Raw genomic sequence first — 12,747 nt, 5'->3', positions numbered from 1 at the left:
CGATCCCCGTGCTTGACGATGCGGACCTTCGAGCAGTCCTCATGCCACCGCCCCTTGTCCCATCGCCGCGAACATCACCGAGTTCTCGTCGGCCTCGGCGCGCGGGATCTCCGCCACGATCCGGCCTTCGCGCATCACCAGCACGCGGTCGGCCATGCCCAGCACCTCGGGCAGCTCCGAGGACACCATCACCACCGCGACGCCTTCGGCCGCCAGCGAGGACATCAGCCGGTGCACCTCGGCCTTGGTGCCGACGTCGATGCCACGCGTCGGCTCGTCCACGATCAGCACGCGCGGCGCCATCGAAAGCCACTTGGCCAGCACCACTTTCTGCTGGTTGCCGCCCGAGAGCGTGCCGACCGCGTCGCCGAGGCGGCCGTACTTGGTGCGCAGGCGTTCGGTCCAGCGCAACGCTTCCCGGCGTTCGCCCGGGCCGAGGAGCAAGCCGAGTTTCGACAGCGCTCTCGCCCGCGGCAGCGTGACGTTGCGCTCGATCGAGAGGTCCATCACCAGCCCCTGCTGCCGCCGATCCTCCGGCACCAGCGCCATGCCCGCCGCCATCGACGCGCGCGGCGAGTGGGGCTTGAGCTTCTTCCCGTTGAGCCGCACCACTCCGGCGTCGCGTTCGTCCACTCCGAACACCGCCTGGACCACTTCGGACCGACCGGCCCCCACCAGCCCGGCAAACGCGACGATCTCCCCGGCCCGAACCTCGAAGGAGACGTCGCGGAACACACCCTCGCGTGTCAGACCGTCCACTTCGAGCACCACTGCGCCGGGTTCCACGTCCTGCTTGGGGAACAGCGCGTCAAGGTCACGCCCGACCATGCGGCGCACCATCTCGTCCACGGTCACGTCTTCCACCGCGTCGGTGGAGACGTGACGGCCGTCGCGCATGATCGTCACGCGCTGGCACAGGTCGACGATCTCCTCGAAGCGGTGCGAGATGAACATGATCGCCGCGCCCTCGTCGCGCAGCGCCCGCGCCACGGAGAACAGGCGCTCGACCTCGACCAGGCTCAGCGCGGCGGTGGGCTCGTCCATGATGAGCACGCGCGCGTCGGCGCTGAGCGCCTTGGCGATCTCCACGATCTGCTGGTCGGCGATGGAAAGCCCGCGCGCCGGGCGGTTCGGGTCGATCCGCACGCCCAAGCGGGCGAAAAGCCGTTCGGCCTCGGCGCGGATCGCCGCGCGGTCGATCATCCCCAGCCGGCCACGCGGGTGGCGGCCCATCACGATGTTCTCGGCGACCGTGAGGTCGGGGAACAACGTCGGTTCCTGGTAGATCACCGCGATGCCCGCGGCCTTCGCGTCGGCGGGTGAGGAGAACTCGGCTTCCCGCCCGTCCAGCAGCAGCTCGCCCTGGTCGGGGCGGTGCACTCCGGCCAGCATTTTGACGATCGTGGACTTGCCCGCGCCGTTCTCGCCGACCAGCGCGTGGGCCTCGCCGGCGTACAGCGGGAACGACACGCCCGCGACCGCCGCGACCGCGCCGAACGACTTCGTGACCCCGCGGACCTCGAGCAGTGGCACTCGGTCGCGCTCCTGCCGCGTCATCGCGACCTCCGGGATTGAAAGGTTTCACAAACCTGGCGCGGTGACGCTACTATGTGTCCGAACGGGAAGTCAACGAAAAAGGCTGCCAGGCACATCTCGAGGCAGTCGCGGTTTTTCAGGCAGCAACCCGTGATTGTCACGTTTCAACACAGCGACTTGAACACAGGGTGGGGTGGCGGTGGAAGATTCGAACGAGGTCGCGGCCCCCGCACCGCGGGCGGCGGGGATCAAGGACGTGGCCGCGGCGGCCGGCGTTTCGCTCGGCACGGTGTCCAACGTGCTCAACCGGCCGGAGCGCGTGAGCCCGAAGACGCGGACCAGAGTTGAAGCCGCGATGGCCGCGCTGGGCTTCGTCCGCAACGAGTCGGCGCGCCAGCTGCGCGCCGGCCACAGCAGCGTGCTCGCCTACGTGATGCTCGACGGGCGCAACCCGTTCTTCACCGACGTCGCCGCCGGCATGGAGGACGCGGCGGCCGCGGACGACCTGTCACTGTTCGTGTGCAACAGCGCCAACCTCGCCGAACGCGAGGCCGCCTACCTCCGCCGCCTCGAACAGCAACGCGTGCAGGGCGTCCTCATCACCCCGGTCGACCCGGACTCCCCTGCCCTGGCCGAACTCGCGCGCCGCGGCACGCCGGTCGTCATCGTCGACCGCACTCGCCCCGGCACCGAACACTGCTCCGTCGCCGTCGACGACGTCCGCGGCGGCGAGCTCGCCGCCCGCCACCTGCTCGACCAGGGCCACACCCGCATCGCCTACGTCGGTGGCCCGCTCACCCTCGGCCAGGTCCGCGACCGCCGCGAGGGCGCCCTGCGGGCCCTGCTCGCGGCCGGCCTGGGCCCCGACCACCTGGTCGACCTCGCCACCCCCCAGCTCACCGTCGAGGACGGCAGCAACGCGGGCCAGCGCCTGGCCGGCCTGCCCTCGGCCACCCGCCCGACCGCCGCGTTCTGCGCCAACGACCTGCTCGCTCTGGGCCTCCTGCGCAGCTGCGCCGCCCTGGGCATCTCCGTCCCGGCCGACCTCGCCATCGTGGGCTACGACGACATCGACTTCGCCGCGGCCGCCACCGTGCCGCTCACGTCCGTCCGCCAGCCCCGCCACCGCCTCGGCCGCACGGCCGCGGAGCTGCTCATCCAGGAGACGTCGGACCCGGGGCACGTGCACCAGCAGGTGACGTATCTTCCGGAGCTGGTGGTGCGAGCGTCCACTTTGCGAACGAAGTAGATCCACTGTGGATGGTCTTCATCAGACATCCACAGTGGACCTGCTTCGGAATCATTCCGGCACGCGAGTGATCTCCGGCTGTTCCACCCCGTGCGGAATATCGAACGACTCCTCCCCCGTCCGCAGCAGCCGCAAGATCACACCGGCCACATAATCCGCATTCTGCACCACCATCCCCGGGATCGGCGACGCGCCGAGCGTGAACCGGCCGTCCGCGAACTCCGTCGCGGTGATCGACGGCAGCAGGAGCGACACAGCGATGCCGTCGGCCGCGAGTTCCTGCGTGAGCACCGCGCTGAGCATGTTCACGGCCGACTTGCTCGCCGCGTACGCGCCCACGCCGACCGCGACGCGGCGGGTGGTGCCGGAGCTGATGTTGACGATGCGGCCGAAACCCTGCCGCCGCATGGCGGGCAGGACGGCCTGCGTCACGGCGAGCAGGCCGACCAGGTTGAGCTGCAGCGTCGCGCCGAAGGCGGCGGGATCGACCTGGTCGAGGGGCCCGTGGAGGCTGGCACCGGCGTTGTTGACCAGGCCGTCGACTCGGCCGTGGCGTTCCAGGGTGGCCGCGACGAGGGCGGCCACCTGCGCGGGGTCGGTCACGTCGGTGGGGACGGCGAGGGCGCCGCCGAGTTCGTCGCTGAGCGTGGTCAGGCGGTCGGCGCGGCGGGCCGCGAGCACGGGATAAGCGCCGGCCGCGTGGAGGCGGCGGGCGGTCGACGCGCCGATTCCCGAGGAGGCGCCGGTGACGATGACCGTTTTGCCGGCCAGGTCGATGAGGTCTGTCATGCCACGACCTCTACCAGACGCGAGCGCGAGCCCGACAGTTGACAACCTGGTCTTATGAGCCTAAGAAATACCAGACCACCGAGCCCGCGCCCCGCGAGCCGGTGCCTGGAGGGAGCTATGGCAGCTCTGCGGATCCGGCGGATCCTGATCGCGACCACCGCGCTCGTCTCACTCGCCGCGTGCGGGTCGGGCGACCAACCCGACGGCCTCGGACTGGCCGAACCCGGCACCATCACCGCGGGCGTCACGGCGGGCGACGCGCCGTTCGTCTCCCCCGACGCGACCGGCAAGCCGGTGGGCCTGCTGGTCGATCTCAACGACGTGATCGCCCAGCGGATGGGCCTCAAGATCACCTACCGGATGACCACCGTCAGCGCCGGGTTGCCGCTGGTCACAGCCGGGCAGCTCGACATGCTCGCGATCGGCATGCTGCCGACCGCGGAGCGCAAGAAGAGCGTCGACTTCACCAAGCCGTTCTACCTGGCCTCCGACGACGTCGTGGTCCGCACCGACTCGGCCACCAAGGTGGCCGGAGACCTCGCCGGCAAGCGCGTCGGTGCGGGGCTGGGCAGCGCGCAGGCCGAGTTCGTCACCGCGAAGGTCCCCGGCGCCACCCTCATCTCGCAGCCCACCAACAGCGCGGGCGTGACCCAGCTCCTCAACGGCAACCTCGACGCGATGGTACTGGCCTCCACCGAGGTCCCGACCGTGCTCCAGGAAAACCCCGGCCGCGTCAAGATCGCCTACTCCGCGCCGCACGAGCAGGCCTCGGCGATGCCTGTCAACCGCAAGCTCACCGCCTTCGAGAAGGCCTACGGCGACCAGCTCAAGACCACGATGGACGACGGCACTTTCCTTCGCCTGTACGACAAGTACTTCCCCGGCGAGCCCTACCCGTCGCAGATGTTCACCTATTGGCCCCAGCTCCGGGACCAGATCCAGAAGGGCAGATGAAGTAAGAAATGCGCCGACGATTCCGGACCGCCTTCGCCGCGCTCGCGGCAGCCGGGCTGCTGACCGTTTCCGCCTGCGGCGGTGGCGACTCCGCGAGCACGGACCCCTACGGCCTCGCGGTACCCGGCACCATCACCGCCGGTGTGCCGCAAGGCGACGCGCCGTTCGTGTCACCCGACGCGAGCGGCAAGCCGGCCGGGATGCTGATCGACCTCAACGACGTCATCGCGAAGCGCATGGGTCTCAAGATCACCTACAAGCTCTCCACCGTTGGCGCCGGTCTGCCGCTGGTCACCGCCGGCCAGTACGACATGATGATCGCCGACCTCACGATGTCCGAGGAACGCAAGCGCAACGTCGCCTTCACCACGCCGTTCTACGTGGACGCCAACGACGTGCTGGTCCGCTCCGATTCGCCGGCCAAGACCGTCGCCGACCTGAACGGCAAGCGCGTAGGCGTCGGCATCGGCAGCGCACAAGCCGATTTCGCCGCGAAGACGTTGCCGCAGGCCAGTGTCGTGAGCGTCCAGACGAACGCCACCGGTATCGACCAGCTCCTCAACGGCAACCTCGACGGCTTCGTCGTCAGCTCCGTGCAGGCCATCACGGTCTTCGCCCAGCACCCCGGGCGGCTGAAGGTCGGTGTCTCGGTGCAGAACCCGCTGCCCGAGGCGATGGCCGTCCGAAAAGGACTCGACAAGTTCCTGGCCGACTACAACAAGCAGCTCGCCGCCGTGGTCGACGACGGCACGTTCCTCAAGCTGTACCACCAGTACTTCCCGGGGCAGGAGTACCCGAGCTCGCTGTTCCAGTACTGGCCCTCGCTGCAGGCGCAGGTCCAGAAGGATCCCACGGCCAAGTGACGACGGCGGCCGGGTTCACGGACCCGGCCGCCCTTCACCCGCGGGTCAGTTCCGCCACCAGTCCTCGAGCGGGCTGATCGGCACGGTCCGCTTGTGGCGCGTCTTGAGGAAAATCGACTCCACCTTCTCCGCGACCTCCGGGGTCACGTCGAGGCCTTCGAGATAGTCGTCGAGCTCGGAGTACTTCAGGCCCAGGGCCACCTCGTCGGGCAGGGCGGGCCTGTAGTCCTCGAGGTCGGCGGTCGGCACCTTCTGCCAGACACTCGGCGGCGCGCCCAGCTCCTGCAGCAGCGCGGCGCCCTGGCGCTTGGTCAGCCCGGTCAGGGGCGTGATGTCGACACCGCCGTCGCCGTACTTGGTGAAGAAGCCGGTGACGGCCTCTGCAGCGTGGTCGGTGCCCACGACCAGCAGGTTCAGCTGCCCGGCGATCGAGTACTGGATCACCATGCGCTCGCGGGCCTTGATGTTGCCGCGCACGAAGTCGCGCAGGCCGGGCGCCTCGCCCAGCAGCTCGCTCATCCCGAGCGCGGCCTCCGTCGCGACGGCGTCCGCGCTGGGCTTCACGTTCACCGTGACCGAATGGTCCGGCTTGATGAACTCCAGCGCGATCTGCGCGTCCTCCTCGTCGGCCTGCACGCCGTAGGGCAGCCGCACTGCGACGAACGTGGCGTCGTGCCCCTCCTCGCGCAGCTCCTCGCCGGCGAGCTGGCACAGCCGGCCGGTCAGCGAGCTGTCCTGGCCGCCGCTGATGCCGAGCACGAAGCCCTTGGCCGGCGTCGAGCGCAGGTAGTCCTTGAGGAAGTCGACCCGCTGCCGGATCTCGGCTTTCGGCGTGATGACCGGCTTGACGCCCAGCTCGGCGAGAATCTGCTGCCGTAGGTTCTCCATCCGCCGTACCTTACTGGCGCCACCTGCCCGCCCGAGCACCGCGCCGCTAGCCTCGAGGTGGCCTCCTCCACCCGAAAGGGGACCCGCCTCGTGGCCATCCTCTCGCTCGGTCTGCACCCCAGCACCCTCGACTACAGCCGTCACCCCGGCCTCGACGAGGCCACCCTCACCTCCCGCATCACCGCCGGCGAGACCGCCGTGCGCGACGCGGGCTTCGACCTCGTGCCCTGCCACGTCCCGGCCGACCCCGACGCCGCTGAGCAGCAGGTCCGCGACTGCCTCGCCGCGAACGCCGTCACCGCGGCGATGATCGGCGCGGGCGTCCGCATGGCCGCCGAGCACACCCTGCTGTTCGAACGCCTCGTCAACGTCGTGGTCGAACTGGTCCCGGGCATCACGTTCTGCTTCAACACCTCCCCGGAATCCACCCTCGACGCCCTGCGCCGAGTCACGAGCCCGAGTTCCTGAGCGCTGTCCTTTCAGGACACCAGCAGGTCTCAGGTCTCACTCGGTGCCGAGGATCTCCTGCACCAGGGCGAGCACCTCGTCGGTGCCGGCGTCCGCCAGATGCTCCAACGTTCCCGCGTGCCGGCCGAGGATCACGCCGATCAACGCGGCCGAAAGCACTTCGGCGCGCAGTTCCGGGTTCGCCACGCCCTCGCGCACGAACCGCTCGCGCAGCGGGGTCAGGACGCGGTGGTCCAGTTCGGCGAGCGCGGCTTCCTGGGCTTCCGGATTGTCGTATGGCCGGATGGCGGCCTGCAGGATCGGGCCCGGCCCGCGCGTGCCGGTGCGCTCGATCAGGCCCTTCAGCCGGGCCGGCTCCAGGATGTCGGGAAGCCGCTCGCCCGGTTCGCCCTCGGCGCGCAGCACGGCGATGAACAGTTGCGCCTTGCCGCCGAAGTAGCGCGCGATCATCGTCGGGTCGACGCCGGCGCGTTCGCCGATGTCCCGGGCCGTCGTCTGGTCGTAGCCGCGGTCGGCGAACAGCTCGCCGGCCGCGGCCAGCAACCGGTCGCGGCTGGCCGCGGCGTCGCGACGACGGGGAGGCGAAGAGTCGGGCATCCCGGGATCCTTGTGCCGTGAGGTGATCGTTCCGGTGGACCTTACTGGAACCGGGCCTGGTCAGATCGGCTCGTTCCACCACTTCAGCAGGTCCTCGGCCAGACCGTCCGCCTGCCGGGCGCCGGCCTCGGCCCCGACGTCGACGAACCGCGGGTCGAGCAGATCGTGGGGCTTCTCGTAGAACGGGTCCGCCGTGATCACCCGCACGCGGTGGCCGCGCTCGGCGAGAGCGGCCTCCTCGCGGGCGAGATCCGCGGACACCATCGGCGCCACCACGAGCACACGGCCCGGCTCGAGAGTGCGGCCGTCGTGCCACCCCGGGTCGACGGCCAAGTCGGCGTTGGTGCCGGAGCGCACTCCCCCGTCGACCCAGGCCACGCCGGCCACGCTCACGGGCGGCGCGACGCCCGGCGCCGCCGTCGAGCACGCCACCGCGACCGCGACGGAAACGCCGTCGGCCGGCGACCACCCTCGCGCCAGGCCGGTCTCCGCGTTCACCGCGGTGATCCGGAGCCGACGCGGCCACTCCCCGCTCGGTAGCGCGCGGGTCCACATCGCGTCCGCCTCGGTTTCCGAAACCGGCGGCACCGCGGCGATCGCGGCCTGACCGATCCGCTGTGCCCGCTCAGGTCCCTCCGAGGTGTCCTGGGCCAGGCGCTGGAACAAGCTCCGGTCGCCGCGGCCGGCCGCGGCGTTCCCGGTGTGCCAGGCCGCGCGCTCCCGCATCATCGCAGGCACGAAGGTCAGCCCGGCCGGATCCATCGTCAGCCACGCGCCGACGACCGACCCGGCCGACGTGCCCACCACCACCCCGGACTCGGACAGCGGCAGCCCGGCGGTCTCCAGCCGGTGCACCAGAGCCGAGGTCCACGCGGCACCGACGGGACCACCGCCCCCGAGGACGAGCGCGGTCAGCGGAAGGATCTCCCGGGTTCGGGGCATGGCACGTTCTCCTTCACGGTTGCCGAAACGGGCGCACGAACCACCAGACTCGCAGTGGGGTTCCGTGTACCGTCACTCGTTAGTCTACACATGATGTCTACAGTCGATGTCTACGAGCGATGACTTGCGGTATTCACGGCTTCCCTGCCGGCCCGGCAGTACGAGCTTCGCTCCAGGTCGCCGCGCGAACCTGTCTCCGGCGGTGGTACGCACACCCATCCGCCGTTCAGCTGGGGCAGGTTCCGAGGTTCTTCCCTTGCAATACTTGAAACACAGCCACCCGGGACTGTCCACGTGCGACTCCTGCCTCGGCTGCCCAATCGGGAGAAGGAGATCTCGCCATGACCGTTCCAGCCGTCAGCGCGTCACGAACAGGCCACTGCCTCTGCGGCGCCATCAGCTACCGGTTCGACGCCCGGCCCGACGGTGTCGCCCTGTGTCACTGTGACGACTGCCAGCGCCACACGGGCTCGGCGTTCTCGGAGAACGTCCTGGTGGCGCGGGACGCGGTGAAGATCGAGGGCACGCCCAAGGTCCACCACACGACCGGGACCGAGAACGGCCGCCTGCGCGACCGCTTGTTCTGCGGCGACTGCGGCACCCCGATCTTCACGATCCTCCACGAACGCCCCGAAACCCTCATCGTCAAGGGCGGCACCCTCGACGACCGCACCGGCCTCGCGCCGTTCGCCGACGTGTGGTGGCGCCGGGCGCAGGACTGGCTCACGCCGCATCCCACCCGCGCGCGCTTCGACGGCGACGCGCGGTAGTTCGCGCCAAGAAGGCCACAACGGGCGGGATTTCACTAGGATTCCTGACATGAGCCGGATTCCCCGCATCGCCGCCGCCGCGTTGACCGATGACCAGCGGAGCCTGTACGAGTCGATCACGGCGGGGCCGCGCGCACGGAACCCGTTCGGCATCGTGGACCCCGACGGGACGCTCGCGGGGCCGTTCAACGCCATGTTGCTCACCCCACCGGTCGGCGACGCGCTGCAGCGGCTCGGCGCGGCGCTGCGCCACGGCGGAGAACTGTCCGACCGGGCCCGGGAACTGGCCATCCTGATGGTCGCCGCTTCGCGGGAGAGCGGATACGAGCAGTTCGCCCACGAGCATGTCGGCCGGCAACTCGGGTTGACGGACGACGAGATCACCGCGCTGCGCGAGGGCCGGGAGCCGGAACTCGCCGATCCCGAGGAGCGGGCGATCGTCGCGACCACCCGTCGGCTGGTCGACAATGGCAAGCTCACCGACGAGGACTACGCCGACGCCGTCTCGAAGCTCGGCGCGGCGAAGCTGTTCGAGCTGTCCACTGTGGTCGGCTACTACCAGCTCATCGCGATGCAGCTGCACGTCTTCGGCGTCGAGCGGCCACAGTGAAAAGCGGGCGACCCCGGCCGGGGTCGCCCGCTCCTTCAAACACAGACACTTACGCCACGGGAACCTTCCGCGACATCGGGGCCACGTCGTTGCCGAGCTCGTACCACGAGGGCAGCCACGCGCACAGCTCGAGGCGGATCCCGTCCGGGTCCCACAGGTAGATCGAGGCGCAGAACGTGTCCTCGTCGTCCACATCGGACAGGTCCTGGCCGTCGGAGCCCTTGTTGTGCGCCTTGAACTGGTAGTCCACGCCCAGCTTCGCGAACCGCTCGCAGCAAGCCTCGACCTCGTCCGGCTCGATGCGGAATGCGATGTGGTGCATCGAGCCGTTGGCCGACACGTCCGTATTCGTCCCCGGCGCCGCGATGCCCGGCGCGGCGGGCCGGACCAGTGCGTCGTCGTAGCAGAAGAAGGCGAGCGCGTCGCCGTTGCCGATGTCGAAGAAGAAGTGCTGGCCCACGCCCGGCATCTCCATCGATTTCACGAGCGGCATGTCCATCACGTTCTCGTAGAACTCGACTGTCCGGGCCATGTCGTCGCACACCAGAGCCAGATGGCTCACGCCCTGGTACTTGATCGTTGCTCCCACTGCGAGACCTCCTTGTCCACGTTGTCCTCGCCTCGACAGTAGAAACGCGCGTCGCCAGGCCGAATCAGTCGAACGACCTGAGTCGGCCCGCGCGCGTTGACACCCCGGGAAGTCCCGCCACAACATGGGCGGAAACCACCGAAAGGACCGTCAATGGGTGTGACCACGTGGGGCCCCGAAGGAAAACTCGCGGCCGTGAGCATCACGTTCGACAATCTCGGCGAGGCCGCCGACCTGGGCCGGGGCCGGTGGCCTGCCGGCGCGCCGCTGGGCGAGCACCCCAGTGTGCGCGAGAACCTACCGAAGGTGCTGGCGGTCCTGGGCGAGACGCGCGCGACCTTCTTCGTCGAATCCTTCAACGCGACCGTCTACCCCGACGCCCTGCGCACCATCGCGAAAGACCACGAGCTCGCCTGCCACGCCTACCAGCACGAAGCGTGGGGCGAGCTGCCGGAGGACGACCAGCGCGCGCTCATCACCCAGTCGATGGCCCTGTTCCAGGAGACCGACGTGCCCGTCCGCGGTTTCCGGCCCCCGGGCGGCGGTCTGACCGCCGGCTCGCTGGCCATCCTGCGCGACGCGGGAATCGAGTTCGTCTCGCCGGCCGGCGGGCCGGCAGGTCTCGTCGACGGCGTGGCGCTGCTGCCGTTCCGCTGGGACACCATCGACGGGACCTACCACTTCCCCGCCCTGCGCCGCCCACCGTCCACTGTGGTGCTCGGCCCCGACGAGATGCTGGCCGCCTACCGGACCGTCGCCCAGGAAACGGTCGACGCGCGCGGCTACGTGAGTTTCATCTTCCACCCCCTGTGGCTCGACACGCCCGAGCGGCTCGACACGCTCGCCCGGCTAGTGGAGCAGCTGCGTGCGGACGACCGGCTCTGGCTCGCGCCGTGCGGCGAGGTCGCCGACTACCTCAGGGCTACCACCCCGCGATGACGCGGTTGGTCAGCGCCCCGACGCCCTCGACCTCGACGGTGATCACGTCGCCGGGCCGCATCGACTCGGGCGGGGTCCGGAAGTAGCCGACCCCGCCCGGCGTGCCCGTGGTCACGATGTCGCCGGGGTGCAGCGTGATCGACGCGGTGAGCTTGCTCAGCAGCGTGGGCACGTCGAAGATCAGCTGGCTGGTGCTGCCCGACTGGCGCAGCTGTCCGTTCAGTGAAGAAGTCACCTTCAGCCGGCCCGGGTCGGGCACCTCGTCCGCGGTCACGAGGTGCGGGCCGACCGGCCAGAAGGTGTCGAGGCACTTGGCGAGCATGATCTGCAGTTTGTTGCCCGCCATGACTTCGCGGGCGCTGACGTCGTTGGTGACGGTGTAGCCGAACACCGCGTCCATCGCGGTTTCGGGCGTCAGCTTCGAAACCCGCTTGCCGATCACCACGGCGAACTCCACCTCGTAGTCGAGGAACGTGTCCTCGGCGGGCTTCACGATCTCGCCGCCCGGACCGAGGATGGAGCTCCACAACGCGGGGAAGAACACGGGTTCCGTGACCGTCCGGCCGCCCTCGGCCACGTGGTCGTCGTAGTTGCCACCGGTCGCGATCAGCTGGCAGCGCTGCGCGGTCGGCGCCAGCAGCCGGTGCTCGCCGACGGGTTCGAGCCCGCGCACGTCGACGGCCCGCACGGCCGCCGCCGGGTCCGGCTCCGCGAACAGGTCGTCGAGGCGTGGCCACGGCAGGCGGCGCAGCCCGCCGTCGGTCAGCGCCCCGATACCCGTTCCGCGCGCGTCCTCGAACCGGGTGATCCGCATGGTCGTCCGTCCTCTCTCCGGGAGCTTCGAGCGTCACCCTGAGCGGGGCGGTCCGCGGCTGTCAACGATCTCGGCACAGCACCGGTCATTCGACTGATTCGCCCGCGCCGGCCGTTTCCTACGGTCGGTGACAAGAACAACAAGCACAGGAAGGAGACCTCTGTGGACGGCGAGAACCCCTTGCGCCTGGCGGTCGTCATCGGCAGCGTCCGGGAAGGCCGCTTCGGCCCGACCGCGGCGAACTGGTTCCTCGAGCAGGTCGCGCCCAGGACCGACCTGGACGTCGACGTGCTCGACCTCGCCGACGCGTGCCTGCCCGATCGGCTCGGCACCTCCCCAGTGCCGTCCGAGGTGGCGGCCGTCGGCCCTCGCCTGGAGGCCGCCGACGCGTTCGTGATCGTGACGCCGGAGTACAACCACAGCTTCCCGGCTTCGCTCAAGACGCTCATCGACTGGCACCACGACGAATGGCAGCGCAAGCCGGTCGCTTTTGTCTCGTACGGCGGGTTCTGCGGCGGCCTGCGCGCGGTGGAGGCCTTGCGCCTGGTCTTCGCCGGCCTGCACGCCGCGACCTTGCGCGACGTCGTCAGCTTCCACGGCATCCCGGCCTCGTTCGACGCGGCCGGCCGGCCGGTGGACGCCGCAGCGAAGGCGGCGGCCGCGAAAACCCTCCTCGACGAGCTGACCTGGTGGGCCCGGGCGCTGCGGGACGCGAGGGCGGCGCGTGCGCTGGGTTGAC

15 protein-coding genes are annotated in these 12,747 nt (G+C 70.0%); 8 read left to right on the top strand and 7 right to left on the bottom strand.

Translation table 11 applies throughout. From position 1 onward, the window contains the following. Window positions 1-39: 39 nt before the first annotated feature. Complete coding sequence (locus tag K1T34_RS42855) at window positions 40-1,557, bottom strand: sugar ABC transporter ATP-binding protein (RefSeq protein WP_220240350.1); 1,518 nt, start codon at window positions 1,555-1,557, stop codon at window positions 40-42. Between the two features lie 226 nt (window positions 1,558-1,783). Here K1T34_RS42855 and K1T34_RS42850 point away from each other — a divergent pair, with 226 nt between their 5' ends. Further along, window positions 1,784-2,785, top strand: a complete 1,002-nt coding sequence (locus K1T34_RS42850) for a LacI family DNA-binding transcriptional regulator (RefSeq protein ID WP_220247694.1) — start codon at window positions 1,784-1,786, stop codon at window positions 2,783-2,785. 51 nt (window positions 2,786-2,836) lie between these two features. On the opposite strand, the gene K1T34_RS42845 is transcribed toward K1T34_RS42850, so the two are convergent. Continuing rightward, complete coding sequence (locus tag K1T34_RS42845) at window positions 2,837-3,574, bottom strand: SDR family oxidoreductase (protein ID WP_255637992.1); 738 nt, start codon at window positions 3,572-3,574, stop codon at window positions 2,837-2,839. A 117-nt stretch (window positions 3,575-3,691) separates the two neighbouring features. On the opposite strand from K1T34_RS42845, the gene K1T34_RS42840 reads away from it, so the two are divergent. Both K1T34_RS42840 and K1T34_RS42835 read left to right on the top strand, forming a co-directional pair. Continuing rightward, entirely contained in the window at window positions 3,692-4,528 is an 837-nt protein-coding gene (locus K1T34_RS42840) for an ABC transporter substrate-binding protein (protein ID WP_220240349.1), read from the top strand. Between the two features lie 8 nt (window positions 4,529-4,536). Continuing rightward, entirely contained in the window at window positions 4,537-5,391 is an 855-nt protein-coding gene (locus tag K1T34_RS42835) for an ABC transporter substrate-binding protein (protein ID WP_220240348.1), read from the top strand. A gap of 45 nt (window positions 5,392-5,436) precedes the next feature. Here K1T34_RS42835 and nadE read toward each other — a convergent pair whose 3' ends face one another. Continuing rightward, window positions 5,437-6,279: an ammonia-dependent NAD(+) synthetase gene (nadE, locus tag K1T34_RS42830; RefSeq protein ID WP_220240347.1), complete on the bottom strand. Its 843-nt coding sequence runs from the start codon at window positions 6,277-6,279 to the stop codon at window positions 5,437-5,439. 90 nt (window positions 6,280-6,369) lie between these two features. Here nadE and K1T34_RS42825 point away from each other — a divergent pair, with 90 nt between their 5' ends. After that, window positions 6,370-6,747 (top strand): hypothetical protein, encoded by a 378-nt coding sequence (locus K1T34_RS42825; RefSeq protein WP_220240346.1) that lies wholly within the window; start codon window positions 6,370-6,372, stop codon window positions 6,745-6,747. A 36-nt stretch (window positions 6,748-6,783) separates the two neighbouring features. Here the strand turns inward: K1T34_RS42825 and K1T34_RS42820 are convergent, their stop codons facing one another. Together K1T34_RS42820 and K1T34_RS42815 are read right to left on the bottom strand one after the other, a co-directional pair. Next, the gene (locus K1T34_RS42820) at window positions 6,784-7,344 is read right to left on the bottom strand and encodes a TetR/AcrR family transcriptional regulator (RefSeq protein ID WP_220240345.1); all 561 of its coding nucleotides are present in this window, start codon (window positions 7,342-7,344) and stop codon (window positions 6,784-6,786) included. A 60-nt stretch (window positions 7,345-7,404) separates the two neighbouring features. Then, a complete protein-coding gene (locus K1T34_RS42815; RefSeq protein ID WP_220240344.1) occupies window positions 7,405-8,286 on the bottom strand; it encodes a patatin-like phospholipase family protein in 882 nt (293 codons plus the stop codon). Between the two features lie 341 nt (window positions 8,287-8,627). Between K1T34_RS42815 and K1T34_RS42810 the strand changes: the two genes are divergently transcribed. Continuing rightward, window positions 8,628-9,056, top strand: a complete 429-nt coding sequence (locus K1T34_RS42810) for a GFA family protein (RefSeq protein WP_220240343.1) — start codon at window positions 8,628-8,630, stop codon at window positions 9,054-9,056. 49 nt (window positions 9,057-9,105) lie between these two features. Beyond that, window positions 9,106-9,666, top strand: a complete 561-nt coding sequence (locus tag K1T34_RS42805; RefSeq protein WP_220240342.1) for a carboxymuconolactone decarboxylase family protein — start codon at window positions 9,106-9,108, stop codon at window positions 9,664-9,666. A 49-nt stretch (window positions 9,667-9,715) separates the two neighbouring features. Here the strand turns inward: K1T34_RS42805 and K1T34_RS42800 are convergent, their stop codons facing one another. Beyond that, the gene (locus K1T34_RS42800) at window positions 9,716-10,255 is read right to left on the bottom strand and encodes a VOC family protein (protein ID WP_220240341.1); all 540 of its coding nucleotides are present in this window, start codon (window positions 10,253-10,255) and stop codon (window positions 9,716-9,718) included. 153 nt (window positions 10,256-10,408) lie between these two features. On the opposite strand from K1T34_RS42800, the gene K1T34_RS42795 reads away from it, so the two are divergent. Beyond that, window positions 10,409-11,194, top strand: a complete 786-nt coding sequence (locus K1T34_RS42795; RefSeq protein ID WP_220240340.1) for a polysaccharide deacetylase family protein — start codon at window positions 10,409-10,411, stop codon at window positions 11,192-11,194. Here the strand turns inward: K1T34_RS42795 and K1T34_RS42790 are convergent. After that, a complete protein-coding gene (locus K1T34_RS42790) occupies window positions 11,178-12,008 on the bottom strand; it encodes a fumarylacetoacetate hydrolase family protein (RefSeq protein WP_220240339.1) in 831 nt (276 codons plus the stop codon). The genes K1T34_RS42795 and K1T34_RS42790 overlap by 17 nt on opposite strands. Window positions 12,009-12,170: 162 nt before the next feature. Between K1T34_RS42790 and K1T34_RS42785 the strand changes: the two genes are divergently transcribed. Continuing rightward, window positions 12,171-12,746, top strand: coding sequence for an NADPH-dependent FMN reductase (locus K1T34_RS42785; RefSeq protein ID WP_255637991.1), 576 nt, complete (start codon window positions 12,171-12,173; stop codon window positions 12,744-12,746). Window position 12,747: the final 1 nt, after the last annotated feature.

The organism is Amycolatopsis sp. DSM 110486, assembly GCF_019468465.1.
Taxonomy (GTDB): Bacteria; Actinomycetota; Actinomycetes; order Mycobacteriales; family Pseudonocardiaceae; genus Amycolatopsis.
Note: the sequence above shows the minus strand (reverse complement) of the source record. Positions and strands in the feature narration are given on the sequence as shown.

Excerpts from the sequence above, each read along its gene's own strand:
- K1T34_RS42790 (WP_220240339.1), bottom strand. The coding sequence starts at position 12,008 with ATGCGGATCACCCGGTTCGAGGACGCGCGCGGAACGGGTATCGGGGCG.
- K1T34_RS42820 (WP_220240345.1), bottom strand. The coding sequence starts at position 7,344 with ATGCCCGACTCTTCGCCTCCCCGTCGTCGCGACGCCGCGGCCAGCCGC.
- K1T34_RS42795 (WP_220240340.1), top strand. The coding sequence starts at position 10,409 with ATGGGTGTGACCACGTGGGGCCCCGAAGGAAAACTCGCGGCCGTGAGC.
- K1T34_RS42840 (WP_220240349.1), top strand. The coding sequence starts at position 3,692 with ATGGCAGCTCTGCGGATCCGGCGGATCCTGATCGCGACCACCGCGCTC.
- K1T34_RS42855 (WP_220240350.1), bottom strand. The coding sequence starts at position 1,557 with ATGACGCGGCAGGAGCGCGACCGAGTGCCACTGCTCGAGGTCCGCGGG.
- K1T34_RS42835 (WP_220240348.1), top strand. The coding sequence starts at position 4,537 with ATGCGCCGACGATTCCGGACCGCCTTCGCCGCGCTCGCGGCAGCCGGG.
- K1T34_RS42845 (WP_255637992.1), bottom strand. The coding sequence starts at position 3,574 with ATGACAGACCTCATCGACCTGGCCGGCAAAACGGTCATCGTCACCGGC.
- K1T34_RS42805 (WP_220240342.1), top strand. The coding sequence starts at position 9,106 with ATGAGCCGGATTCCCCGCATCGCCGCCGCCGCGTTGACCGATGACCAG.
- K1T34_RS42815 (WP_220240344.1), bottom strand. The coding sequence starts at position 8,286 with ATGCCCCGAACCCGGGAGATCCTTCCGCTGACCGCGCTCGTCCTCGGG.
- K1T34_RS42810 (WP_220240343.1), top strand. The coding sequence starts at position 8,628 with ATGACCGTTCCAGCCGTCAGCGCGTCACGAACAGGCCACTGCCTCTGC.
- nadE (WP_220240347.1), bottom strand. The coding sequence starts at position 6,279 with ATGGAGAACCTACGGCAGCAGATTCTCGCCGAGCTGGGCGTCAAGCCG.